The organism is Edaphobacter sp. 12200R-103, from assembly GCF_010093025.1.
Taxonomy (GTDB): domain Bacteria; phylum Acidobacteriota; class Terriglobia; order Terriglobales; family Acidobacteriaceae; genus Edaphobacter.
On record NZ_CP048114.1, the window covers coordinates 3,972,757 to 3,997,537 of the forward strand.

A 24,781-nucleotide genomic window follows, 5' to 3' on the forward strand; every position below is an offset into this window, starting at 1 on the left:
GGCACATGCGTGTGGTGCTACATAACCGCGACGTCGATCAAGCTTGTATCTACATACTTCGAACGTCTTCCCCGTTTTACCAAAGGGAATTGCGCGAACTTGCCCTCGGAGCATGCTGTGCGCCCGCATAAGTCAGCCGTATGGCAGATCCGCAACCTGATGGATGCGACGCGGCTCGCCTAGCACTTCTACCTCAGGACACCATGTAGAAACGCACGGCCGCCCGTGTAGCGACACGGATAGTTCCGGTGCGTCCAAGTGGCTAATCTCCAGACTACAGCTGCAAGCCACCCCCTTCAGGAAGCACTCCACGAGGTTCTATGCCCTATACTGACCATCCCGAGATTCCTCCTGCTCCGGCAGACGACACCGTGATCTGGCAATATCTTTCGGTTGCTGAACTTCTCGATCTACTCGACAGCAGCGCCATTCACCTCACCCGCGCCGACAGTCTGGCCACTACCTCTATCGACGTTGAGAGCCAGGTAATGCTCGGTCTCCGTTCTGGCATCCCAGCCGAGATGGTGCGCCGTTCCTTCGGTCTCATGTCCAGTGTGCAAACCGCAATCTTTACCAGTTGCTGGTACTCAAGCGGCTCCGCATTTCATTCCAAGTGGGAGGGCTGCGGAGGAGGCAAAGCGCAGATCGCGATTCGGTCCACCGTAAAGGGGCTTCAAGCCGCGGTCTCTCGTGCGCCGCAAAGGCTCTACATCTCTGCAGTGCAGTACATTGACTTCGCTGTCTCGGTAATGCCCACCGGCAATGTCTTTTTCCCCGCACTACACAAGGATTACGAGTTGCGCGACGAGAGAGAGGTCCGTCTCCTCATGTTGCAGACCGGCGGCCAGAAAATCTTCTCTCCTGGCCCCTCCTGCGGGATCGACCTACCCATCGATCTCCATTCGATGATCCACGGCATCCGTCTTGCGCCTCACAGCGCAGAATGGCTACGCGATCTCGTGCATTCTCTCGCGGAGCGCTATGGGCTTACCTGCGACAACAGCAACGCCGATCTCACGCTCCTCAGCCAAAAACGGGTCTGCCGCTTCAAGAGCGCGGACGGGTGCGATTCCTGCAATCACTCGTTTGTTCCGGTTGCAGCCTTGCACGAAGAACGTTCTACCCCACCACTTTTTACCTAAACCAAGGAGACACCCTATGAACGATCCATTCGCACGCTATCTCTGCCTGGGCTGCGGCTTCCTCTATGACGAACAGATGGGGCTGCCCGAACACGGAATCGCTCCTGGCACACGCTGGAAGGATATTCCCGACGACTGGGTATGCCCCGACTGCGGGACACCAAAGCACCGCTTCGAAATGGTGGCCATCCCTTACGCTTCCGGAGAACCCGAAGCCAGCGCGTCGAACACTTTCTAGTCGGGTAGTGGTTATCGATCCACAGCCCTTCACCAACAGCCAGAATTCTAAAAATCATTCAAGGAGTTAACAATGGAAAGCTTTGTCTTAAAGACCGAGGACCGCGGCTATAACAAGCTCGTTTCTGTGGGAGGACCTGCCTCCTACATCGCAGGCCATCCCGATGCTTTTATTACTCGCCGCTCCAGCTTCAACTTCGGCGACTACCAGACTGGCCGTCATGGCTTCGGCAAGATCCGTGTCTTCGGTGATGAGATCTTTACCCACGCTGGATGCGGCTACAACATGCATCCTCACCACGACTTCATCATTATGGCCTTCATCCTCAGCGGCGAGCTCACCCACATCAATACACTCGGTAAGGTGGACACCCTTAAGGCGGGCGACTACTATGCCTTCTCCGCGGGTTCAGGCGGCAAGCACTGCGAACTCAACATCGATCAGGAAGATCTGCACGTCATCTACGTCTGGGTTCTTCCCGACATGCTGCTGCTTCCACCTACATACCAGCGCGCACACTTCAACTCCATTGCCGCGCGCAACAAGCTTGTGCCTCTCGTCGGCGGCAACAGCTCTATGCCCATCGATCAGGACCTCAGCATCTCGCGGCTCGATAGTGATGCTCCCGGCACATATGAGTACAAGCTCAAGTCGCCCAATCACGGCGCCTACGTCTTCGTCGTCGAAGGCTCGGCAACGCTCGACGGTGTCTTACTCGGCAAGCGCGACAGCGTAGGTGTCTGGGACACGGATAGGATCACTCTTCAGACCGGAGCCGAAAAGTCGGACATTCTCATTGTCGAAACCATCATGTAAACCTGTGGTCGTTCGAAAAGACGAACGACCCGGTCACTTATTAAGTAAGGACTCCTCATGCCTATCATGCAAATCTACTATCCCCAGGGGCAACTCGACCGCGATCGCAAAATGGCCTTGGCGCAGAAACTCACTAGCGTTCTCATCATGATGGAAGGTGGCGCTGGAACAAATGCCGGGCGGGCGTTCGCGACGGTTCTGATGAGTGAGGTCGATGCCGAGAGCTGGTTCGTCGGTGGACGTCTCGACTCAACATATGTGGCAAAGGCCGGTAAGTTCATTATCTATGTCACGATCCCAGAAGGCTATATGAACGCCGAACACAAGACGGAGGTGCATTCCTGGATTAATACTGCCATCCTCGAAACGATGAACTGCCAGACGCTGCCAAATGCCGGCGCGAACATTATGGTTGTCATCAACGAGGTTCCCGAAGGTAATTGGGGAGCCAACGGCAAGACCATCGGCATGGATTCCATCTCAGCGGCTGTCGGTCTCTCCAAAGAGAGCGAGCGTTTCATGTGGGTCGAACGCTACTTCGCCGCAAAAAGCCGCGCGCTCCGGGCAGCGGGCTATCCAGAAGACATGGGTGGGGTTATTGCCTCAGCCTTGCAGGCAACCACCTAAACCATCACGGATGTTTCGAAGAGGTATTTCCTTCGTAACATCCGTCATTTTCACCCCAGTACAGCTCATTCACAATACAGCCGATACGACTGATGACGAGGATCAAGTATGTACCAAAGTGCGGATGCGTATGGTATATATCTCGTCTGTCTGTAGCCTCTTCTATGCGGGAAGAGGGCCAATAATATCAATCTGATACTTTGCACAAAGTTTGTGGAGCTTTTCCAGGTCTGGTTCTTTGGGTTCAGGTAAGACTCGTGCCGCTGCAGGCTCAGCCATTTCTTCCATCATCCCCACAAATCCGGTTCCCGGCGTCGCCAAAATGAGCATCGTCGCAGGTACCGGACTGCTGACCCGAATTCCATGTGGAATGCCGCGCGGGAGGAAGATGTATCCTCCTGGTCCGACAACGCTTTTCACACCATCGCAGATAAAGGTGAACTCACCGTCGAGAACATAGAAGGCCTCGTCTTCAACGTGGTGAAGGTGATATGGAGTCGCGTGCCCAGGTGGCGAAATCTCGTAGACCATTGAAAAAGCTCCGCCAGTTGATTCTGTCGTCGCTTTGATGATGCATAGGTTATTGAGAAACCAGAATGCGGGCCCTTCTGCCATAGTGAGGCTACGCGGTAGAAGCTTAGCAGTCATTATTCCCTCCTCATAGAAATGTATATCTCATCGATACTTTGTTTCGATGAGATATACATCTGCGACTCGCGCGGTTCGTTAAATATTTAGGCTGAATTGTGCTTACCAACCTGGGTTCCATGCTATTTCACGAGAGTATCGGTGTATTGAAGTGTGCCTAACGTTTTCCAGGTGCTATCGCCTGCGGTCCACGTTGCCAGAATGTCCTGATGATCTTCATTGTCTTGTCTCCTAGAGAGAAATCTGGAAACTAGAGTCGAACCCAAATCGATATCCAGGAAGAGGAGGAGTATATGTCGGTCCCTACATAAAGCCCTGTGTGATTCCACATGGACCTTGATGTAGCGACACCTATATAAACTGCGCCGAATCTGACGTAGTCTCGATCCATCAAACGCAGATAGTTCAATCTTTGTGAGGTGCGTCGTGTATATCCGTTTCGTGATGATGTGGTTGTCCGCTGTTGCATTCATCCTGACTGGTCCGGCAGTCCATGCAGAATCGTTTCGCTATGACTACACCTATTACAATCCGGGTATCGGTTATTACAACTTTGTTTATGAGAGCCCCTCGCTCATCACAACGGACGAGGGCCCTCTTACGCCGTCCAGTTGTACGGCTCTCGGATCGCCGTGCAACCAAGTGGCTATTCTGGCAGCATCAGGCAAGGTCCAGATATGGGGCGCAAATACTCTTTCAATATCGAATCTGCCAGCATCTTTCTTCCAGGTCGGGTCAAATACGAGTGGTTTTTCCTCCATGTCGATTAGACAGAACGCGGACGCCAGCCCTGTCCCTGAGCCTTCGTCTCTTGCCCTATTTGGCACAGGCATTGCGGGAGTGGCGATGAAACTCAGACGATCCCGCCGAAGATTATTGGTTTAGCCACTGCCTTTGCTGCTTGAATCGATCGGTCCGTCGGTTCGTGCAGGCTGCTGCGTTGCCGACAATTGACTCATAGTTCCGGCGAGATGCAGGCAAGAAGGTATTCCCCCCATCGGCACTGACACCGCCGGTACCGTTTGCAATACGAATCTCACCTCCGGAGATAACGGCTCCTGTCGGGCCGGCGACGAGACCCTCGATTTGGGTGGAAGAGGAACGTAGACGGGCTGACCGGTCTTGGCCTGGTTGAGCAGGAGATTATCGCCATGTAATCGGTGTCGTTCGAGGATGACGGCATCACGAGTACGGAGGCCACTCCAGCGCATAAGCAACGTCAGTGTGCGAAGTCGTATCCGAGTGTCTTCGATAGATAGGAACCCGCCACCTATATCGTATCGCGCCTGTTAGGGGCCATCATCTTGATGATTGCGTTGCTGCCGGCGCTCCGCGCCGCTTTCTCAAGCGGCCACCCCTCGGCAGCATCTTGTTGGTCGGTATGTGCTGCATTACCTTCTCCTTTCTCGTAACGACGCCGGCGTATATGGATCGACTAAGTTTGCCGTCGAAGGCCTAACCGAAGCACTCCATGCCGAACTTAAACCGTCGGGTATTCACGTAACCGTTGTCGAACCAAGTTTCTTCGCACCGATTTCATGGATGGTAGCTCTCTGGTCCGCACGGAAACCAGAATCGATGCACACGAAACAACCGTTGGAAAGACAAGAGACTTCGCAGAGCAGAACAATCACCAACAGCCCGGCGACCCGCGAAGTTGGCGCAGGCAATCCTTGAACTAACCGCTCTGCCAGATCCACCATTACGCCTGCCGAGCAACTTGCTCAAAACATCGGCGCGAAGGCCGTATGTGCTGTCCATCAATTCGCGGGCTTCTTGCACCGGCTGGCGTATTCCAACCTCACTGAGAAGTTCTAGCACCGCCCGCTGCGGTCATCAGCTGCGAAAGAGGGCAGCGGTGGAGGTAAACCCATCACCCTTCGCGGCATTCGCTTCGCGCACGGATGCTCGCTTAATGAATGGATCGGGGAATGGGAGGAGAGTTGGCGGATGACTTCTCAGGGATATGAGATGGCAGGCTGACGTGAGAAGACCCGGCTGTTGGCCGGGTCTTTTCCGTGGGTGGGTTGAGCGGTTGAGGTGAGGTTACTGGATGTTGACCTGGATGGGGATGGTGCGGCTGAGGGTCCCGCTGGTGGCGCTGACGATGACGATCTTGGTGCCGGTCTCCTGGAAGGAGCTCTTTGAGGAGGAGTTTCCGCCACTGCACCCGGTAAGTCCGGCGATGCCGGCGAGGGAGAGGATGAGGAGGCAGAGGATTCCGGTGATGTGGCGCGCACCCTCGCGGATGCGAACGAGGGTGAGGAGGGAGAGGGGCAGGAGGATGAGTCCGGCACCGGGAACCCAGAAAGAGGAGGAGGTAGTGGTGGAGCCTCCGTTGATGGTCATGGAGGCCGTGGCCTGACCGCCGGGGGTGAGTGTGATCTGGGCGGGGTTGAAGTTGCAGGTCATGCCGACGGGCAGGCCGGAGCAGGAGAGGCTGATGGCTCCGGCGAGTCCTGACATGGAAGTGAGCTGCAGGGTGATGGGGGAGGAGGTTGCGCCATAGCTGACGTTCATGGTGCTGGCCGAGGCAGAGAGATTGATGTCGGGGGCGGTGGAGTAGACGTTGGTGGTGGTGGTGTCGAGAGAGGCCTCATAGGGATCGACGCGGGAGTAGAGCGCGGAGATGGTGTGCGAGCCGCTGCCAAGCGAAGAGCTAGGGATGGTGGTGGAGGCGATGCCCTGGGTGTTGAGGGTGGCGTTGATGGAGCTGCCACCGTCGACGGTGAAGTAGACGCTGCCGGTGGCGACGGGTGTGACGCCCGCCGTGACGGTCGCGGTGACGGAGATGTTATCGCCGAGGATGGTGGTGGAGGGTACGGTGAGTTTGGTGGTGGTCGCGGTGGTGGTCTGGGTGGCGCCCAGGGCGGCACCGGCTTCGGCGGTCGGATAGTCCTGGGCGGGGCAGATGGAGCCGACGCTATTGCCGGAGCGGTTGCTACTGGAGGACATGTTGTTGAAAGATTTTTGCATGGGACCGTTGGGGGTGACGAACTGGTCGATGGGTAGGTTGAGTCCGGCGTTGGTGAAGAGGTAGTTTGTGAGGTTGGAGTTGGGGACGCCGATAGCGGTGGAGTCGGTGCCCTTGTAGGAGACTTTGCCGCCGATGACGTACATGTCGATGGAGGTGCTGTTGTTGGTGGTCGAGGCCCGGTCCATGGGGAAGGGGCTGGAGTTGCCGGCGATGGTGGGGTAGTAGACGTAAGACAGAGCAACGGGGGAACCGAGGCCGTTGAAGGTGTTGTTGTTGTTCATCTGCGGATTGAGGTAGAAGGAGGAGCACCAGTGCCAATCATCATGGGTATAGTAGACGCCCATGTCGGGGATGTTGCCGCCGCCGCTGGGCGGATTGATCCAGCCCTGGACGCCGGGGTAGTAGTCGATCATGTATCCCATGGCGGGCATGAGGGCCATGTAGAAGTTGCGTGAGGCGGCGAGCGAGACGGCGCGGATGGCGATCTGCTGTGAGGCCTGGTTGGGAGCGAAGAAGACGGGGTTGGAAGGGTCGGCGGTCATGGGCCCGATGGTGGAGAGACGTCCCCAGTCGGAGGTGACGGCGTCGGACATGGTGTCGAAGCCCCCGGCCAGCTGGTCCTGAAGGGAGCCGTTGGCGAGGTCGGAGATGGTGTCCGCGAAGGCGACGAAGGCGCTGGGGAGTGACTTGCTGGTGGTGGATTTGGTAATGGATCCGCCATCGGCAGAGATGGTCATGGCTCCGCCGATGAGCGAGTTGGCCCCGCCGGCAAGTTTGGTGATGACGTTGAGAGTCGGTGCGAGAGGCTCGAGTCCAGGAATGACGGAGAGAATGGATGAGCTGCCGGCGATCAACTGGACGATGCTCTGCCAGCTTGTGGTAACAACGGTCTGGGGGGGCGGAGCTACGAGGTCGGAGCCGAGAACGTTGGCTGCCGCGCCGGTGAGCGCGAGGCCGACGTTGGAGCTGCCGGCGGCGATGACCGATTTGAGATTGTTGGAGCCCGTGGTGAGGAACTGCAGGGTGTTGGTGAGAAACGTGACCTCGTAGTGAAGCTGTGTCTGGACGGCGTAGAAGTCAGTGTCGGTGAAGACGAGGGTTTCGCCGTCGGCGACGAAGCTGTTGATGGTGCACTGATTGACCGTATTTCCGTAGCGATCGACGACGGACTGAACGGAGTCGCAGAGGTAGTGGCCGGAGTAGCCGGTACTTGTCGGGTTCTGGAGGTTGGCGGGATCGAAGGTGTGATAGCTGATGGAGGTGTTGTAGGAGCCGGTGAAGAAGTAGTGGATATCGTCGAGGTGGGAGTTGGGTGCGATGCCCTGCATGTAATAGAAGGTGAGGAGGTAGTAGCTCATGTATTTATACGCTGCAACCTGTCCTGCAATGGTGTTTGCCCCGAAGCAGCTGGGGCAGCCGTACTGGGAGAGCAGGGTGGTGGTGCTGCTGGAGGGCCAATCGACGGGCTGCTGAAGGACGGTCTCGGTGAGCTTGAACTCGGGACTCTTGAATCCGCCTTTGACCCCGAAGACAGAGACGGGTTCCTGGTTAGTCTGATGGGGCTGGTAGAGGCCGTTGAGATTGCGCTGCATGATGCCGTGGACGAAGCCGGTTTGGCCTTGAGCTGCGAAGGCGCTGGAAGATTCGACGTCGCCGCCGGCGAGCGGGCCTCCGATGCCAGGGGCGGCGACAAGAGTGTACGTCGACCCAGGGGTGAAGAGGGATTGGACGATATTGGGCGTGCCGCCGAAGGCCTCAAGTTCGCTGGCGAATTCGTAGAAGCCGTTGGAGGGGAGGCTGCTGGGTGCGGTGGAAGACCCGTTGACTCCGCCGACGTACCAGAGGCTGTTGTTGGGACCGCCGTAGATGGGTGTTCCGACGCTGACGATGAATGCAATTTGCCAGGAGTTGACGCTGCTAAGAGCGAGGGCGAGACCCTGGAGAGACTGCGTGGAGATGGAGGGATCGGAGCTTCCGGTGTTGAAGAATTCGCCTCCATCCGGGAAATATTCAGTGGTTCCATCGGCAGAGATGGTTCCAGCTCCCGTGCCGCCTGCCGGAGCCATGTTGTTGCGCGAGAGGATAAGGATCCAGAAGCCGTTGGTTAATCCCTGGGGGGAGGTGTAGACATTCTGCTGGACGGCGTCGGGGGCAGCGTTGGGGATGGAGATGGAGACCGCACTCTGTCCGGTGGCGGAGGAGTTGACGATGCCGGGGTCGTTGGGGGAGACGGTGAACTCGACAACGCTGTCGGAGTAGAAGTTGTAGTTTCCGTAGGCGTCTTCCTGGAGTGTGCCATGGGCGAACTCGGGGATGACCTCGTGACCGTTGCCGGCGGAGTAGTAGCCCTGATAGGCGGTGTACGGTGTGGCTCCGGGAGAGCCCACGGCAAAGATCTGGGTCGGATAGTACTGCCCGTCTCCGGGGGTACCCGGGTAGGGGTTGCCACCGATGGCGCTGAGGTCGAGTCCGCCATCGGGGGACTGGCCGGCAATGTTGCCTACGATGACGAGGTCGTTGTCGGTGAGGGAGGAGAGATAGGTCTTGAGTGCGGCCGAGTTGGCGATGCACATGGGGGAGGATTCAGGGGCGGCGGTCTTCTCGACGAGGGTCTGGCGGTCGAGAACGATGGTGAGGAAGATGCTGCCGGAGCAGTTATTGGGAGGGGTCGTGTCGGGGTAGTTGGTGCCGTTGACGGAGATCCAGGGACTGGAGGTCTGCTCCCAGCCGCCGGGCTGAAAGGTGTTGAAGGCGACGGTGGGGGGAAGAGCCGTTTGATAGACGGCGCCGAGGGTCTGACCTTTGGCCGTTACGCCGGAAGAGGAGGCAGAGCGAAGCTGCGGAAGGGTGGAGGCTGAGGGAACTGACGCTGAGGAGTTGGCCTCGAAGCGGAGGCGTCCGGTGATGCCCTGGCCGGCGTCGACGGTGAGGATGTCTTTTTCGGTGCGAAGGCCGTCAGCCTGCGTGAGCGTGGCTGTTTTACAGGTTGCTCCATTGCAGTCGGCGGCGGAGAAGCGGGAGCTGACATCATTGCCGTTCAGGTGAGCAGAGAACTTTTCAGGCGTTCCGGGGATGCTTACGGTGACGGTTGCGGAGTCGGCGGAGACGGCTGCGGTGCGGATCTGAACGAGGGCAGGCGCGGCGGCGGTGTCGGCACCGGACTTCACCTGAGCGCTCAGATTGAGGGGAAGGGCAAGCAGAGCGGCGGTGACGAGAATTTTATGGGCGCAGATTCGGACGAGGCGCATCTTGGCAGGGAGCATCATCTTTGTCTCCAGATCTCAGAGTGTTGGGCCACGATTTGGTGTGGATTTTGGAGTAACCGAGATGACTATATGCAGTTTGCGAGCATGGACCCATAGAGGTCCTTACACAAAGCACCGTGTGGTGCTACATGGCTGAGGCCGGCCCAAATTTGGAGTCGGGCTTCAGTGACCAAACAGAGTTAGTCAGGAACTTCGGGAGTGGAGGCACAATCGATATCGCGAACGTGTCCAGATGCCTCTTGAATCCCCAAACCAATCATTCTCACTCGTGACCCAACACGAGACTTGAAAGTAAAGTGTGTGGAGTGATCTCGGAGAATCACGCGTGTTTCCAGCTGGAAGTTATTGATTCTAAAGGATGCCGAGAGACGGGATCGAACCGCCGCCGGCCTTTTCGGGGCCCCTGCCAATGGATCTAAGTGGCTTAGAATCAGCGGACGCGATGGATATGAAAGACGTTAGAGCAGCACCTATTTAAAGATTGCACACGCGATCTTATCGCGCCACAACACTTGATCGGCTAATGGTATTTCCGGCGATGTCGGCAATGGTTGGAGTACTTCGATTTCGCATTCCAAGTTGGCGTTCGATGAATGAATGTCTGCTGCGATGTTTGTGCGATGTTGCGGATGGGGCTAAGAGCAGAACTCCGAGCAGGAGCAGGCTATGTCTGAACAGATGCATAATTCTTCTCCTTTTCGGGTTACTGGGCGTTCAGATTAACGGTCGATGCGTGGGAGATAGTTCCGGAGGAGGCTGTGATGGTCACGGCATAATCACGTGGGCTCTGTATCAGAAAGCCATTGCCGCTGCCGCAGCCCGTCATACCGATGCAGAAACAGACCGCAAGCAGGATATACAGAGTGCCCGCCATCTTCTTCGAGGTAGATCGCAGCCTGCGCGCACCGGCAAACGGCAGCAGCAGTATGGCAAGCACCCATCCCCGGTTCTGCGTCGAAATGCCTGCCGTGGATGAGGGTGCCTGGATCGTCAGCTTCACCTGCTGTGGACCTGCATTCGATGCCACGGTGTTTGGCGATAGTGTGTAGGTTGCTCCCGTCGGCAGACCGCTCACTGTAAAGGTCACGGGCCCCGGATAGGCGCCGGAGGTTGGCGTAAGGACGTAGGTAAAGTTCGCCGTTCCTCCGGGAATCACGGTTTGCGAACTCGCTCCGGTAGAGGCGATAGTGAAATCCGTAGAAGCAACCGTGATGCTTACTCCGGAGGACGTAGTAGAGGCCAGGTAATTTGCGTCGCCACTGAAGGTCGCGGTAACAGCATGAGCGCCCGCACCGAGCGTTGTAGTGAGTCTCAGGTCAGTTCCCCCATCCAATATCTTTGCTTGCCCAAGGGCTCATTTGCTGTCAACGCACCTTTATAAGAGAGGGAGAGGGTTCGACCTTTCGCTGCCTATTTTCAAAAGAAAGGTTACCGAGGATGAGGCGCGGCCGATTCTTTCTATCGAGTCTGCGAGCAGTACGGTACCTGGCCAAAGAGGGGCCTCTTCCTCGGCAAGCTAAAATGTGAGCTCGCCGGCACCCTGCGCACCGACATTTTGATTGAGCAAGGACTTATCCCGCTGTTCAATCCGGCGTAAGGCTTCCGCGGGGTTTCTCGCCACCTGCACTAGCTCCATGTTGGTAGCCCTTACGAATTCCTCCCTCACCGCATGGTCGAGAAATCGCAGCAGGAAGTCATAGTAGCCATCCGTATTGATCAGGACGCAGGGCTTGGAATGAATATTTAATTGCGCCCAGGTCACAATTTCGAAGAATTCATCAAGCGTGCCGTAGCCGCCGGGCAGCGCGATGAAGGCATCCGACAAAGACGCCATGAGCGCCTTGCGTTCGTGCATGCTTCCTACCAGATGCAGCTTCGTCAGTCCTCGATGCGCAATCTCGCGATCTTGCAACGCATGGGGAAGTACACCGATCACCTCTGCCCCACCGGAGATAGCAGCATCAGCAGTCGCGCCCATCAACCCAACGGATGTCCCCCCATAAACCAGGCCCCAGCCGCCACCCGCCATCTACTGCCCCAGCGATTTCGCTTCGGCGAGATACTTTGGTTTTGCTCCCACGCTTGAACCGCAAAATACGCAGATACGTCCCGCGCTGGCCCGCTTTCTGCCTGGTAAATGACTCATGGAAATGTCCTGATAGACTTACTGGCTGTTTTTGAGACGATACAGTCGATTTGTTGTGCTTTTTTTTGCCTTCACCTCAATCGACAGGTTTGCTGAATTTGAGTATCCGCAGATACTCAGGTCTCCTTCGCGGACGCGGTGAATGTCGCCGCATTCTTCCTGACGAACTCCTGTACGCTCAGCGGATTTTGCCCGGTTAACGTGAGCACATCCTCCGACATCCGGTCGTAGGCTCCCGCACGGTGCAGATCGGCCATTGTTACCAGGTGATCCACCAGGTGAACCGGCAGGCCGCTCTTGAGTAGTCCGTCCCGCCATGGCTCGACAAGAATGTCCTGAAAGGTGATCGTGCGCCCAAGTGCCTTCGAATACTCTTGTGCATAGAAATGCATGTTTTCAGACTGTGGACCGGTCAGGTGATAAATCTTGCCAATGTGAGGCTGCGGATTGGCAAGCAGCGCGGCGACCACGCGTGCAACGTCTTCAGCTGCGACCGGCGACGTCTTGCCCTCGCCGAACGGTAGTCTGATCTGATTTGATTTCCTGACTGTCTCCGAAATGAAAATCAGGAAGAGGCCTTCGAGAAATACTGTCGGTCGCACGTGCACGACCGGTACACCTGACCAGTTTAGCGCCTGCTCGGCGAGCCAGTGCAGCTTGTGTTGCGGGCTCGCGGTGGTTTTCGTAATGCTCATCTGTGACAGCGTCATTTGTGACATATTGATGAACGCCTTCACGCCATGATGCTTCGCCACCGCCGCGACATTAACGGTCGCCTCCAGATAGGAATCCGAAACCGACATGCCGAAGTACATACTTTCGACTCCGGCAATTGCTCGGTGCATCGAATCGAGGTCGAGCAAATCACCGACTACGACCTCTGCGCCCATATTACGCAACGCCTGCGCACGTTCGTCTTCACCTCGCACCATCGCACGCACCGCTTTGCCTTGCTTCAACAGAAGTTCGGTGACGGTGCGCCCTATTGCGCCGACGCGGCCTGCCGCGCCGGTAACCAGAATGGGATTTTCCATGTCTTTCTCCTATACGCTGTAGCGCCAGGCTTGAGCAGATTGTGAGAATGCATATACATGGCCTTCCCTGACCAAGGTCATTACTTCTCTTAGAGCCAGTGCAGCGCGCTCGCGGTCGGTAAAGAATGGCGTCCCTTCCGTTGTCGAGAGCGCATAGAGGCGCTGCTCCATCTCACCCTCCGCACGCGCATCCTTCGAGTGCATGTCGACGTAGTAAGCGCATCCGTTGATTTGTGATGCACGCATTTTCACCAGTTGAATCAAAGATGGCTCTAGCCTGGATTGTTTGCGGACAAAGTTTTCCAGCCCAGCCGTGGCCTGATACGCCGCCGGTGATGCCTTTTGTGCTTCCAGTCTTGCTTGCATCGATTTATCTCCTTTAGCAACACTAGGCTTTATGTGGATTAGATAGAAGGTCCATAATGCAAAGAGGAACTGATCCACCTGCGAATTTGTGCGGGATCACCAATAGGCGATGTCTAAGGAAGAAACTTTTCAGGATCTCTCACTCAACCCGCCCTCCGGCGAACAGGATCTCTGGCGCTGGCTTTACACAGAGCTGCGCGGCGCCATTCTCGATGGACGTTTGAAGCCCGGCACTCGCATGCCATCTACACGCAGCCTCGGCGCGCAGTATTCGCTCTCGCGCGGAACCGTCGTCGTAGCCTTCGATCAGCTCCAAGCCGAGGGTTACACGCGCACTGAGGTTGGGTCAGGAACGTACGTCGCCTCGGGTGTTCCAGATGCATTCCTGTCCCCAACGCGCAAACCTGCGACTGTTGCACTTCCAAGTTCAAAGGCCGCATTCCCGAAACGCACGAAGGAATTTCTGAAGGGTGTGGAAGTGCTGCCCGCGTCTCACACCATTGGCAAAGCTTTCCGCACATACGAACCGGCCATTGATCTCTTCCCCGTGGATCTTTGGGCGCGTGTTGCTTCGCGCGTCTTGCGTCGAGCTCCGCGTTCGCTCTACGGTCACGGCGCCGCAGCGGGCTACCAACCTCTCCGCCGCGCCATAGCGGAATACGTTGGTGCATCACGTGGGGTGCACTGCTCAGCCGAACAGATCATCGTCACCTCAGGCACACAACAAGCCCTTGACCTCATCGGTCGCTTCCTCCTAGCTACCGGCGATAGAGTCTGGATGGAAGACCCCGGTTATTCGGGTGCTCTTCAAACGCTCCGCACTTCGGGTGCGCGTATTGTTCCAATACCTGTGGACGAGGATGGCCTCATCGTGAGCGCGGGGCGAAGGCTTGCATCCAAAGCAAAGCTCGCCTACGTCACGCCCGCGAATCAATTTCCGATGGGCGTCACCATGTCCGCCGATCGCCGCCTGGACCTCCTTCGGTGGGCTACCAACGCGAACGCGTGGATCATCGAAGACGACTACGACGCGGAGTACCGCTATTCCGGTCGCCCCGTCGCTGCTCTGCAGGCGCTCGACAGTTCCGGTTGCGTTATCTACGTCGGCACCTTCACGAAAATGCTATTCAATGCATTGCGTCTAGGCTTCATGGTCTTGCCCGAGCGCCTCGTAGAAGCATTCGCATCAGCCCGCACCTTCGTCGACCGCCATCCGCCTACGCTCGATCAAGCCATCCTCGCTGAGTTCATTACCGAAGGCCATTTCGGTCATCATCTCCGCCGAATGCGCCAGATTTATGCGGAACGCATCGAGGTTCTTAAAACGGCCGCAGATGAACATCTCGATGGACTCGTTGACGTTGTGCGCGCAGGGGCAGGTGTACGTACACTCGGCTGGCTCAAGACCTGGAAGTCCGATCACGACGCCGCACAGCAAGCACGGAAGTTCGGTCTCGAAGTAGAGCCGCTGTCGTTGTTCACAACAAAATACAACCGGCCGCCGGCGCTTATGCTTGGTTTCGCAGGATGCACCTCGGCAGAGCTGCGACGCGGCGTCTCTCTCCTCGCAACTGCACTACGTTCGCACTAGGCGTACGGGCTCAGCTGCAGTGCCTTTATCGATGTGAAAGCGACGACATCGGCGCTAAGTGGATCACTCGAGTCTGTTCCGTAGCACTCACATTTTTCAAATAGAGGATGCGACAAACCAAGTAGTTGATTGGAGCTCTTTTGGACACGCGAGGGTAAACGCTTGGTAGTGGCCATCCTTGAATTGCCGAAAGTGGACCGGCAACTATTTGCATTATGGACCTTTCTCTAGTCCCCATAGAGGGCTAGTGTCGGTTGCAGAGAAGTAAACCGATGCAAGCAAGACTGGACCAGAACATCGGGTGGAGACACAAGGAGCGGAATCATGGCAACAACATCCACATCACTCGAGTCGCATTCAACGATCACGACTCCCGAGAAACTGCGTTCACTTTTAGACCGGCAGCGAGCAGCTTTCCTGGAAGAAGGAGTTGCAACCTATGAAGTCCGAATCGACCGAACGGATCGTCTCATAGCGCTCATGGTCGAGAACAGAGACGAGATTGCAAGTGCTCTGAACGAAGATTTTGGTCATCGCAGCTACGAGGCATCGCTGCTTACCGACGTGTGGTTTGTTATCGACAGCTACAAGTACAACAAGCTCCATCTGCGCGATTGGATGCAGCCTGAGACCCACGGGGCGATGTTTCCTGACGCGCAAGCACGCGTCGAGTACCAAGCGAAGGGCGTCGTCGGTGTGGTAAGTCCATGGAATTTTCCGTGGAACCTCGCATTTGATCCCATTGGCTATGCCATCGCGGCTGGTAATCGAGTTATGTTGAAACCTTCCGAACTGACCCCTGCTACCTCGATTCTGATGGCTAAGCTTGCAAATCAATACTTCGATGAAACGGAGTTAGCGGTCGTCCAGGGCGGCCCGGAGGTTGGAGCAGCCTTCACTGCGCTGCCGTTCGACCACTTGATATTCACCGGTAGCACGAAAGTGGGCTCAGCGATCATGCGAGCCGCGGCAGCTTCACTGATGCCCGTAACCCTGGAACTCGGCGGTAAGTCACCAACCCTCATCGGAAGGTCAGCCGACCTTGGCGATGCAGTTCGCAGAATTCTAACGGCGAAGACCTTCAATGCCGGACAGGTCTGTCTCGCACCCGACTACGTGCTTTTGCCTAAAGAGCTTGAAGAACAATTTGTATTGGACGCTAAAACAGCTGTGGCATCCATGTACCCGACGCTCAAGAAGAATCCAGACTACACCTCGATCGTCAACGAAACACATTTCAGTCGGCTCAAGAACTGGCTAGCAGACGCGGAGTTGAAAGGAGCTGAAGCAATTGAATTGAATCCCGCTTCTGAAGACCTGTCAGATGTAGCCGCACGCAGATTTGCGCCTACCCTCCTTTTGAAAGTTACAGACGACATGACCATACTTCAGGAAGAAATATTCGGCCCGTTGCTGCCAGTGGTCACCTACGAAACGATCGATGAGGCAATCGCATTCATCAACGCCCGTAGTCGCCCGCTTGCGCTCTATTACTTTTCCAATGACATGGCGGAAGAGCGGCAGGTGCTCAATCGGACTATCTCAGGCGGCGTTACGGTAAACGACTGTATGACTCATGCCTTCGATCACAGTCTTCCGTTCGGCGGCATTGGTGCCTCTGGAATGGGTGCTTATCACGGCAAGCAAGGGTTTCTCACCTTCAGTCATGCTCGTGCCATCTATCGGCAGAGCAAAACTCCCGAGGCTGCACTCCTCTTCCGTCCACCCTTCGGCGAGCCGGTTAAGGCGTTTCTCGAGAAGGGAATCACAAAGTAGGAATTGATCGAGAAAATATCTGCCGCGGCACTCAGATCGGCGACCTGAAATTTGATGAGGGTTTTCGCATCAACCAACAGAACACTCAAAGTCGAACTGGGCCTCCAGTACCTGGCCACTCAGTGGCCAAATGAAGGCTTCGCAAGGAGATTTGCAAAATGAAGTTGCTTCACATTGATTCCAGCACCCGGGCCAATTCCATCTCGCGTAGGCTGACAGCTCAATACATCGAAGTATGGAAAAAAAATTATCCCGGCGGGAATGTGATCTACCGTGATCTCGCTGCGACCGTCATTCCCCCGGTCACCGACGATTGGGCAGCCACCTTTGCCGAGCCAGCAACTCTCACCCCGGCGCAAAGAGCCTATCTATCAACATCGGATGAACTGATAGCAGAACTTCTTGCAGCAGACACAATTGTGATCGGCTCGCCCATGTATAACTATTCCATCTCTGTTCCACTCAAGGCGTGGCTCGACCAGATTGTTCGTATGGGTAGGACCTTTGGTATTAGTGCCGGTACTCCCGTCGGACTGCTGGGCGGTAAGAAAGCAGTGGTCATCACGACACGAGGCGGTGCCTATGGACCAGGTAGCTCCACAGCCCCACTAGACTTTCAGGAGCCGTATCTGCGCGCCATACTTGGGTTCATCGGCCTGTCCGATCTCAAGTTTCTCCATGTCGAACAACAGATGAAACCGGAAGCGGAGATTGAATTTGCATCTGCAGTCGCAAAGATCAACGAACTTGCGCAGTGAACTCGTGCGACGGAGCATTTCATTCCGTTCAGTCACTGAGGAAGCTCCTGGAAGAGCGAAGTGAGAATGCGGACGTCTTCACTACGCTGGCGTCAACAAGGACGATTCCTAGACCGAGACTGAAGTTGCGTTCGCTCCTGCGAGCATCAGCAATCCGCCAAATAGAAAGAAGGAAACTTATGACACAACGCAATAGAAGGCGAAAAAGGTGGTAGGTGCAAATTAGATCCTGGACCTGCGTTGCTCTTGGTTTCCGACGATGATTGCAACGATGCCGCTGCGGGCATCGACACTGGAGGAGCAGGCAATCCTCGAGTCTGTTCAGAAGATCATGGAAGGTCCCATACAAGTATTTCATCTACGATAAACTCGATCACTGCGGGACCGATCTGTTTAGCATGATTTGTCGAGACGGGCGCTGGATGGTGTCATGCTGCCCCTTGTGTGCGCAGACGGAGCACCGCGGGGTCCGGGTTGCTGCCGAGGGAAGATCCGGAAAAGCGAAAGGAATATGACGCAAATCATCGCTAATTCTGTCGCGAGTTCGCTCATGTGGATGACACGATATTTGATAGTCCCGCAAAGCTGAGAAATGACAACACTATTTTGTTTCAAATGCGATGGAGACGCTAATTATCACGGCGGCGACCGCGCTCACAGGGCCCCACACATGGTCTTTCACTAGAGAAGATTTATCCTTGACGATGACTAACCAGCTTGCGCTTTGAGCTCTTCTCAAGATTAGTTTCTTAGGCCACTCCGCGGCATACATCAGATAACAGGGACAAACAAATGCTCTTTAATAGTTGGAGATTAGCAATTGTGGCTACTTGCATACTTGGCGAGATAGGCGTGGCATACGCGCAGAATGCCGTAGAGCGGTTTCAACCACTCGTGGAAACGACGGCGCACCGCCTCATGATTGGAGAACAGGTAGCATTGGCTAAGTGGGACAGCGGCAAGGCCGTGGAAGATGCGCCGCGAGAGGCACATGTGATTCAAGGCGCAGTGAAGGATGGCGTGGCAAAGGGGCTGGATGAAGCGTCGGTATCGATTTTTTTCAATGCACAGATCGAAGCTAATAAGTTGGTACAGTACGCTCTGCTGGCTGACTGGCATCGGGCGGGCAAAGCGCCGGAGCACGCGCCCGTCGATTTGGTGAAGAATATTCGTCCGCAGTTGGACGAGGTGCAGAAGTCGCTGATCGCGGAGCTGGTGAATACGGTAGAGATTCGTAAGAGTAAGACGTGCTACGCGGATATCGCTAAGGCTGTTGGGAAGTATTTATCTACGCATGCGCAAGGTAGTGGCCCAATTACTGCGGCGACGCTTGATCGAGCACTGGCTGGCGCGTGCATGCCATGAATCATCTCAGCGAGAAATTGAAGCCTCTAAAATGATCTCGATCTGGCCCGGGCCGACAGCCACGGAGAGATCCAGGTCTCTCATTCGCGAAGAGCTCTGGGGTAACAAAATACCCGAAAGCCAGGAGGGCACTTAGGTTTCTGGTCTCGACGTCGAATCGGGAAGCGTGGTCGTCGCAGCGGAAGCGGCCGTGGGGTACGGATTCAAGGACTTCAGGGGAAAGCAGCCTCCACGTCTTCGAGAAAAGAAAAAGCTCTCCGCGCCCCTTCTTTAGGCAATAAGGCGTTTTTACTACAGAATGCATGTCCCGCAGATTTGGATCAAACTTCTGGATTCTCTGGGATTGCTTCCACTGGGTTTGCGGCTGGCGGTAGTGGGACTATGAGTATTTCGTTCAGCGGGGGGGGCTTTCAACGGATTTGACGTTACCGCCCCCTATGGGCAGTATTCGCCGCCAGAATCTATTGCCTCACATCTCGCGGCACTCATTACACAGAAGTACTATACGTCCGGCCTCACCGCCGACTCATGGATTGAATGTAAGCACACTAGGCTTGGGCGCGGCAAATTTCCCCCAGATGATTTCTCTGCATCTGGGATGACTTGCGGGGATCACGTTACTACCGCTTCCGCCAGTCAAAACTGCTTACTTCCAGGTGAACCTCTATTTCATCAATGGTGTATTGGATTGGACAAATGAAACTTTTCACGTAGTTGCGGCAGGAGTTGCATTTTCTCGTTACGCAGAAACCAGGCAGGGACGATATTCAGACCGTCAGAATAGAAGTATGGAAACGGAGGAATGGATAAGTTATTCAGCGAATATTTCTGATGTGCGCACGCCGAAATTTGCCTTCAACTACATGTACTCGGTGAAATGTGTTGATGCCCGTATGCTTTGGCCTATCGCTCCACCACCTACGCGGGAACTACATGGGTGGTCTGGTTGTAGATAGTGAGCTGAAAAACAGTTATACTTCTTCGAGAACGCACAGCGGCTGGCCGAAAAGCTAGGTGCTGAGTCAGAAGGAAGTTACGACAGGTCGTATTGCTTCTGGGGCGTCGTTGTTAACAATGCACGACTACCGCAATGGTGGCAAGAGTCCGGCATAATCTCCGTCATTACTTCAATGTTAAAGGCTCCGTACTTGTCCATAAAGGAGTTGTGGACGAAATTGGAATAGATCCAAATTCATTCACTCCGTTCAAAGTAACGATCGTAGTGAAAGAAAGTTAGACGCGACTTGTGCCAGAGCCTCCGACCCAGAAAGGCTGGATAATTAGTTGCTTCGAAAATCGTGGTTACAGAAGGGACATTGCTACTACGTTCCAGGTATATATGACCCCGAGATCGTCTTCCAACGACTGGAAAGGGCTATATCGCGTTCAACTATACCCGCTTAGGTGCGGCAATCTAAGGCCCTTATCACTATTGATCCGCAGCTATCACTGACCTCTGCCGTGACAGAAGCGCTTTTAATGGTAACTCATTGAAAATATGGTCACCGATGGCTAACAAAAGCACTGAAAAGCGGTGGAAAACACGGGTAGAAACTCCACTGAACCTCTTTCGAGATTCGAAGTAAGACGCCAGCGTGAATCGAATGGATTGGCATCCGACCTCACCTTTACACGGCGACGGATGGAGATGTCGGCTGGATTGACCAGTTGAACCTCCTTTAGTCACGAACGTTAGTCGCCCGAGGCGAGTACTTCGCTCCGGACGGCAATCCTCTCTGGGAAGCACTCGGGCTTGCCGGGTCGAAGTTACGGAAGCTGCCAGACCCACAAAACAGACGTTGGCTCCGGCCGCAGGTACTCTGTCGTTGCTCTAGAGGCGCCATTGCCGATAAGTCCGGGATTGCCGACGATCATTGCAACATACTGCTTGCCATCCACCGCGTACGTGATGGGAAAGGCATTCGGCACATCCTGAACCCGCGTCTGCCAGAGCACCTTGCCGTCACGATCATCGAAGGCGCGGAAGTACCGGTCGGCCGAAGCGGAGAAGAGTAATCCTCCCGCGGTCGTGAGCTTGGCGGAGGACTGCATCACCCTGGCTTTAATATCCATGGCGAACTCATGGGTGTTCAGGTCCAGACCCACCATCCGGTCGGTCATCTCGCCGGCCTTGGGAGTGCAGACGTCGTTGATGGAAAGATAGTAGCGATTTGTGTTGGGATCGTAGGAGCCCGCCAGAAAATTTCTGGCGCCATTGTTGCTCGGGCAGCGCTTGATTCCTTCCGGCGGTCCTGGAGGAAGCAGCGTCTTCACACCGGTCTTCGGGTCCATGGTGAAGATATTCTGTGCACCTGGATCCTTCGCGAAGAGAAACTTGCCTGTCTTCGCATCCAAGGCTTCGATCACCGCCGGCTTACCCGCGGTGATGACTGCCTTTACTTTTTTACTCTCGAAGGTAACCGGAGCGATAAGCCGTTCGAAGGCATAATCCTGATCGAAGGTGTCGTTCGGAAGATGCTGGTAGTACCAGACCAGCTTACCGGTGTCCGGGTTGATCGCAAGCGTCGAGTTGACGTAGAGGCTGTCGCCGTTGTGGCCGCCGCCGGCGGGGTTGTACGTGCCGCGGTCTACCGACGACCACGGAAACGGCGATCCGACACCAGCATAGATGAGGTTGAGATCGGCATCATAACTGGGTGGCAGCCAGATCGATCCGCCCCAGCGCTTTTCAGCGGGCACGTCGTTCCAGGTTTCGTTGCCGGGTTCGCCCGGCTGTGCGATCGTGTTGAATCGCCACAGTTGTTTGCCGGTTTCAAGGTCATACGCAGAGATGAAACAGCCCACCGTGCCGGGTGCACAGCCGCTGGCGCCCATGATCACCTTCCCTTTCACCACCAAAGGTCCACCGTTGTAGACCCGACGGGTCTTCTCGTAATCATCGGTTGCTACATCCCAGACAACACCTCCCGTCTTCGCGTTGAGAGCGATGATATGCATATCGGTCGTGGCAAAGATCAGCTTGTCGCCGCCGATAGCGAGGGCGCGCTTGGTGCGATAGAAGACATCGCGGTGGTACTCGGCAGGGATGTCATGACGGAACTGCCAGAGCATGTTTCCGTTCCTGGCATCAAGCGCCTGGATGGTTTCGCCGTAGTTCCAGACGAAGAGAATCCCATCGTGCACGAGCGGCGTGAACTCCGTCATGCCGCTCGAGTTCAGCCCCCAGGTCCACGCCACGGTCAGATTCTTTACGTTTTCACGATTGATCTGCTTGAGCGGGCTATAACCCCAAGCATCGTAGGTGCGCCGCCACATCAACCAGTCACCCGGAGGCGGATCTTTCAGCATCGCGTCTGTAACCGGCGTGAGCTTATCCAGGGCCTTGCTCATCTCCGCAAAGTGCGCCTTCGCAAACGCATCCATCCTGGGGAGCGGCGCCCGGGCATTCTGAATCGTAAGGATCTCGCGCGGGCCGTTGCGTCCGTACCGTCCTCCCACCTTGTCCGGCACGCCCTGCACGGCCCCCTCTCCCGCCGTCAGGGGAGCCGCGCTGAGGATCTCGCTGACCTTCGCGGTTGCATTTCCTCGTAGCTCCTGATCTCCCGCAATGGCACCGTTCCGCTGGAGAATGTACGCGGTCACGCCCAGCGCGGAGTCCTCGCTCAACGATCCGGGCCGGGTCGGCGGCATGGTCTCGGAGATCTCTCCGAACAGTTCAAGCGCCATCCTCGGCCCCCAATGCTTTTTGAAGGTGTCGCCGCTCAGCGCTGGAGCGTCCGTCGAGCCCTGCAGGTTCTGACCATGGCACACGGCACAGGTCGAACCGTACACCGAGGCGCCCCTTTGGGCTTGTGACGCGCTAAAGTAGGCGCCCGGAGCCTGCGCAAGCCCCCACTGCGCAAGACCGGATACGCCAAGAATGCAGAGGACTGCCGAAAACGATAACGAGAAATGCCGCATCTACCGAATCTCCTTTTTCCGAAACGCAGGATTTCTTAACGGCCTTATTCATTTCATCAATGCTGAGCTCTATTGCATTCCTAAATCAAAGATCAACTCAGTTGAGGCTAAATTCAATGCGCTAGCAGCAACATATGTTGCATAATCTGCAACACTGTTTTTATGAGCCGAAAGCATAGTAACTACTTCGGACATTGTCAATGCGAACTTTTTGTGTCGCAGGTGTGGTATCGGCCCCGGACTCGAGAGAATTCGATGGGGTGGCTTTGACGCGAGAGGACTTCAAAATCAGCCTGCGAGGAGATACTCCGTCGATGAAGGACAGCAAGTAAGGTCGGAGTAGCTTTATATTTCCAATCGAGCTATCGCTTCTCGTGCGAAAGTCATCTTGAGCCAAATGACGCAATCAATCAATCCTCTTTGGAAAAACGCAAACGGGCTTGATTGTAAATAAAGCATGGGTCCCAGCCGAGGATCGGTTTCAGCTGAGCATTCGTAATGTAGGCGTCCATATTCGCGTTATCCGCGGTGCGAATTGTCGCGTACAGGACAGCGCACTCATTAAACAAAGGTGGCCTGCGTTTGTTTGATCAGAGTTTTCTAAGCTGCCTTAATGAACTGAATAACTGTACCCGCGCCGCAAAAGATAATTCAGCTAACAAATAATTATTTTCTTGACAAGCTCATTTGTCTAAACATAAAGTTCACCACCATGCAATATATATTGCGTATTATGCAACGATGTTTGGTTGCGGGTTTGATGGTCGCTCCTGTTGTGGGCTCCGCGGCTGAATCTCCGAGCGTTCAGATTTCAAACGATCAGATTACTGCGACGGTGTACCTGCCTGACGCGGTAAAGGGCTTTTATCATTCGACCCGATTCGATTGGTCTGGCGTGATTGGAAGCCTCACGTACAAGGGACATGATTACTACGGTAGTTGGTTCTCGCGAACCGACTCAGCGCCAGCTTTTTACGACTTCAACTATGACGATACTGGAGTCGTATCGGCTCCCTTTACGGCAATGGTTGGTCCAGGTGAGGAGTTCAATACTGACCGAAAAGCCCTCGGCTTTGACGAGGCTCAGCCAGGAGGCACGTTCGTAAAGATCGGTGTCGGTGTACTTCGAAAGCCGGACGATTCCAAATATGACCATTCAAAGGCCTATGACATCGTCGACGGCGGTAAATGGTCCGTCAAACATACCCGTGACTCCATTACGTTCACACATGAGATACATGATCCGGCAAGCGGTTATGGCTATCTGTATACAAAGATCATTCGGCTTACACCCGGAAAGCCGCAGATGACCATGCAGCATACCTTGAAAAATCTAGGGACTAAACCAATTAGTAGCACGGTCTACGATCACAATTTCTGGACCTTGGACAAACTTGCTCCAGGTCCCGGTCTGGTGCTTCAATTCCCATTTCAATTGAAAGCCGCTCGTGCGATCAATCCTGATTTTGTGGAGATTGATGGTAACAAGTTCATCTACAAAAAAGAACTGGCAGGTAAAGACCGGGTTACGGCTGGCCTGCGGGGCTTTGGAAATACCGCTGACGATTATGACTTCCGGGTTGAAAATGAAAAAGTAGGTGCAGGTGTCAGGATTCGGGGAGACCGGCCTATAACTAACATCGCTCTTTGGTCAATCCGAACGGTTATGGCTGTAGAGCCCTACATCTCAATGCAGATTGCACCGGCAGATAGTTTCACATGGAAATTAACTTACGACTATTACACCTTTGACGTTCAGAAATAGCACTTGCAAAGCTAGCAGGAGAAGTCACTGAGCAATTCGCAATAACTGTTGACATGCTAAAGAGCCGGCAAGTATGAATGCCCTCGCTTTATCCTCAACAGAATGTAGGACGTAGTCGGTGATTTTCTAAGACGTTGTAGCTATTGGTCAATGATGACAGAAATCGCTACAGCGATTTTTTAGGGATGTTATTTCTACGCAACGCAAATTGCATAATGCGCAATTACTTAAAAAGGTTACTTCACGGATAGCGTTTCTCTTGAAACGAACCAGCAGTTGGAGTCGTGCTTAGTAAAACCCGTTCAAAAAGGGACGGGAGTTCGTCCATTTCGGTGAGTCAATTGG

18 protein-coding genes and 1 pseudogene are annotated in these 24,781 nt (G+C 55.1%); 11 read left to right on the forward strand and 8 right to left on the reverse strand.

Features of this window, described 5'->3' with window-relative positions; translation table 11 throughout:
• The first annotated feature begins 320 nt into the window (after positions 1-320).
• The 4 genes from GWR55_RS16515 (at position 321) to GWR55_RS16530 (ending at position 2,823) form a co-directional block, all read left to right on the forward strand.
• Positions 321-1,142 (forward strand): hypothetical protein, encoded by an 822-nt coding sequence (locus GWR55_RS16515; protein ID WP_162403249.1) that lies wholly within the window; start codon positions 321-323, stop codon positions 1,140-1,142.
• A gap of 16 nt (positions 1,143-1,158) precedes the next feature.
• The gene (locus tag GWR55_RS16520) at positions 1,159-1,380 is read left to right on the forward strand and encodes a rubredoxin (RefSeq protein WP_026386587.1); all 222 of its coding nucleotides are present in this window, start codon (positions 1,159-1,161) and stop codon (positions 1,378-1,380) included.
• Between the two features lie 72 nt (positions 1,381-1,452).
• Positions 1,453-2,196 carry a pirin family protein gene (locus tag GWR55_RS16525; protein ID WP_162403250.1) on the forward strand — a complete coding sequence of 248 codons (744 nt, stop codon included), beginning with the start codon at positions 1,453-1,455 and terminating at the stop codon, positions 2,194-2,196.
• A 57-nt stretch (positions 2,197-2,253) separates the two neighbouring features.
• Positions 2,254-2,823, forward strand: a complete 570-nt coding sequence (locus GWR55_RS16530; RefSeq protein ID WP_162403251.1) for a tautomerase family protein — start codon at positions 2,254-2,256, stop codon at positions 2,821-2,823.
• A 162-nt stretch (positions 2,824-2,985) separates the two neighbouring features.
• Here the strand turns inward: GWR55_RS16530 and GWR55_RS16535 are convergent, their stop codons facing one another.
• Positions 2,986-3,471 carry a cupin domain-containing protein gene (locus tag GWR55_RS16535; RefSeq protein ID WP_202925523.1) on the reverse strand — a complete coding sequence of 162 codons (486 nt, stop codon included), beginning with the start codon at positions 3,469-3,471 and terminating at the stop codon, positions 2,986-2,988.
• A gap of 759 nt (positions 3,472-4,230) precedes the next feature.
• Here GWR55_RS16535 and GWR55_RS19635 point away from each other — a divergent pair.
• A complete protein-coding gene (locus tag GWR55_RS19635; protein WP_370521438.1) occupies positions 4,231-4,356 on the forward strand; it encodes a PEP-CTERM sorting domain-containing protein in 126 nt (41 codons plus the stop codon).
• Between the two features lie 498 nt (positions 4,357-4,854).
• Positions 4,855-5,148, forward strand: coding sequence for an SDR family NAD(P)-dependent oxidoreductase (locus GWR55_RS19385; protein WP_238398475.1), 294 nt, complete (start codon positions 4,855-4,857; stop codon positions 5,146-5,148).
• 90 nt (positions 5,149-5,238) lie between these two features.
• On the opposite strand, the pseudogene GWR55_RS19640 reads toward GWR55_RS19385, so the two are convergent.
• From GWR55_RS19640 to GWR55_RS16575, 6 genes and pseudogenes are all read right to left on the reverse strand, one after another.
• Positions 5,239-5,292, reverse strand: a pseudogene (locus GWR55_RS19640) (hypothetical protein); the annotation flags it as partial.
• A 225-nt stretch (positions 5,293-5,517) separates the two neighbouring features.
• Complete coding sequence (locus GWR55_RS19500) at positions 5,518-9,714, reverse strand: Ig-like domain-containing protein (RefSeq protein ID WP_162403254.1); 4,197 nt, start codon at positions 9,712-9,714, stop codon at positions 5,518-5,520.
• A gap of 703 nt (positions 9,715-10,417) precedes the next feature.
• The gene (locus tag GWR55_RS16560; protein ID WP_162403255.1) at positions 10,418-11,047 is read right to left on the reverse strand and encodes a hypothetical protein; all 630 of its coding nucleotides are present in this window, start codon (positions 11,045-11,047) and stop codon (positions 10,418-10,420) included.
• Positions 11,048-11,230: 183 nt separating this feature from the next.
• Positions 11,231-11,743, reverse strand: coding sequence for a TIGR00730 family Rossman fold protein (locus GWR55_RS16565; RefSeq protein WP_202925524.1), 513 nt, complete (start codon positions 11,741-11,743; stop codon positions 11,231-11,233).
• A gap of 233 nt (positions 11,744-11,976) precedes the next feature.
• A complete protein-coding gene (locus GWR55_RS16570) occupies positions 11,977-12,894 on the reverse strand; it encodes an NAD(P)H-binding protein (protein WP_162403256.1) in 918 nt (305 codons plus the stop codon).
• A gap of 9 nt (positions 12,895-12,903) precedes the next feature.
• Positions 12,904-13,260 (reverse strand): carboxymuconolactone decarboxylase family protein, encoded by a 357-nt coding sequence (locus tag GWR55_RS16575; protein WP_162403257.1) that lies wholly within the window; start codon positions 13,258-13,260, stop codon positions 12,904-12,906.
• Positions 13,261-13,369: 109 nt separating this feature from the next.
• Between GWR55_RS16575 and GWR55_RS16580 the strand changes: the two genes are divergently transcribed.
• The 4 genes from GWR55_RS16580 (at position 13,370) to GWR55_RS16595 (ending at position 18,750) form a co-directional block, all read left to right on the forward strand.
• Positions 13,370-14,851, forward strand: a complete 1,482-nt coding sequence (locus tag GWR55_RS16580) for a PLP-dependent aminotransferase family protein (RefSeq protein WP_162403258.1) — start codon at positions 13,370-13,372, stop codon at positions 14,849-14,851.
• Positions 14,852-15,175: 324 nt separating this feature from the next.
• Positions 15,176-16,627, forward strand: coding sequence for a coniferyl aldehyde dehydrogenase (locus tag GWR55_RS16585; RefSeq protein ID WP_162403259.1), 1,452 nt, complete (start codon positions 15,176-15,178; stop codon positions 16,625-16,627).
• A 158-nt stretch (positions 16,628-16,785) separates the two neighbouring features.
• Entirely contained in the window at positions 16,786-17,385 is a 600-nt protein-coding gene (locus tag GWR55_RS16590; protein WP_162403260.1) for an FMN-dependent NADH-azoreductase, read from the forward strand.
• A gap of 822 nt (positions 17,386-18,207) precedes the next feature.
• A complete protein-coding gene (locus GWR55_RS16595; RefSeq protein WP_162403261.1) occupies positions 18,208-18,750 on the forward strand; it encodes a chorismate mutase in 543 nt (180 codons plus the stop codon).
• Positions 18,751-20,517: 1,767 nt separating this feature from the next.
• Here GWR55_RS16595 and GWR55_RS16600 read toward each other — a convergent pair.
• Positions 20,518-22,671 carry a PQQ-binding-like beta-propeller repeat protein gene (locus GWR55_RS16600; RefSeq protein WP_162403262.1) on the reverse strand — a complete coding sequence of 718 codons (2,154 nt, stop codon included), beginning with the start codon at positions 22,669-22,671 and terminating at the stop codon, positions 20,518-20,520.
• Positions 22,672-23,404: 733 nt separating this feature from the next.
• Here GWR55_RS16600 and GWR55_RS16605 point away from each other — a divergent pair.
• A complete protein-coding gene (locus GWR55_RS16605) occupies positions 23,405-24,436 on the forward strand; it encodes a hypothetical protein (RefSeq protein WP_162403263.1) in 1,032 nt (343 codons plus the stop codon).
• Positions 24,437-24,781 lie beyond the last annotated feature (345 nt).

What these genes read in the sequence shown, in the direction of transcription:
- GWR55_RS16530 (WP_162403251.1), top strand. Translation starts at nt 2,254, where the DNA reads ATGCCTATCATGCAAATCTACTATCCCCAGGGGCAACTCGACCGCGAT.
- GWR55_RS16600 (WP_162403262.1), bottom strand. Translation starts at nt 22,671, where the DNA reads ATGCGGCATTTCTCGTTATCGTTTTCGGCAGTCCTCTGCATTCTTGGC.
- GWR55_RS16525 (WP_162403250.1), top strand. Translation starts at nt 1,453, where the DNA reads ATGGAAAGCTTTGTCTTAAAGACCGAGGACCGCGGCTATAACAAGCTC.
- GWR55_RS16520 (WP_026386587.1), top strand. Translation starts at nt 1,159, where the DNA reads ATGAACGATCCATTCGCACGCTATCTCTGCCTGGGCTGCGGCTTCCTC.
- GWR55_RS16590 (WP_162403260.1), top strand. Translation starts at nt 16,786, where the DNA reads ATGAAGTTGCTTCACATTGATTCCAGCACCCGGGCCAATTCCATCTCG.
- GWR55_RS16605 (WP_162403263.1), top strand. Translation starts at nt 23,405, where the DNA reads ATGCAACGATGTTTGGTTGCGGGTTTGATGGTCGCTCCTGTTGTGGGC.
- GWR55_RS16535 (WP_202925523.1), bottom strand. Translation starts at nt 3,471, where the DNA reads ATGACTGCTAAGCTTCTACCGCGTAGCCTCACTATGGCAGAAGGGCCC.
- GWR55_RS16515 (WP_162403249.1), top strand. Translation starts at nt 321, where the DNA reads ATGCCCTATACTGACCATCCCGAGATTCCTCCTGCTCCGGCAGACGAC.
- GWR55_RS19500 (WP_162403254.1), bottom strand. Translation starts at nt 9,714, where the DNA reads ATGATGCTCCCTGCCAAGATGCGCCTCGTCCGAATCTGCGCCCATAAA.
- GWR55_RS19635 (WP_370521438.1), top strand. Translation starts at nt 4,231, where the DNA reads ATGTCGATTAGACAGAACGCGGACGCCAGCCCTGTCCCTGAGCCTTCG.
- GWR55_RS16575 (WP_162403257.1), bottom strand. Translation starts at nt 13,260, where the DNA reads ATGCAAGCAAGACTGGAAGCACAAAAGGCATCACCGGCGGCGTATCAG.
- GWR55_RS16570 (WP_162403256.1), bottom strand. Translation starts at nt 12,894, where the DNA reads ATGGAAAATCCCATTCTGGTTACCGGCGCGGCAGGCCGCGTCGGCGCA.
- GWR55_RS16565 (WP_202925524.1), bottom strand. Translation starts at nt 11,743, where the DNA reads ATGGCGGGTGGCGGCTGGGGCCTGGTTTATGGGGGGACATCCGTTGGG.
- GWR55_RS16585 (WP_162403259.1), top strand. Translation starts at nt 15,176, where the DNA reads ATGGCAACAACATCCACATCACTCGAGTCGCATTCAACGATCACGACT.
- GWR55_RS16580 (WP_162403258.1), top strand. Translation starts at nt 13,370, where the DNA reads ATGTCTAAGGAAGAAACTTTTCAGGATCTCTCACTCAACCCGCCCTCC.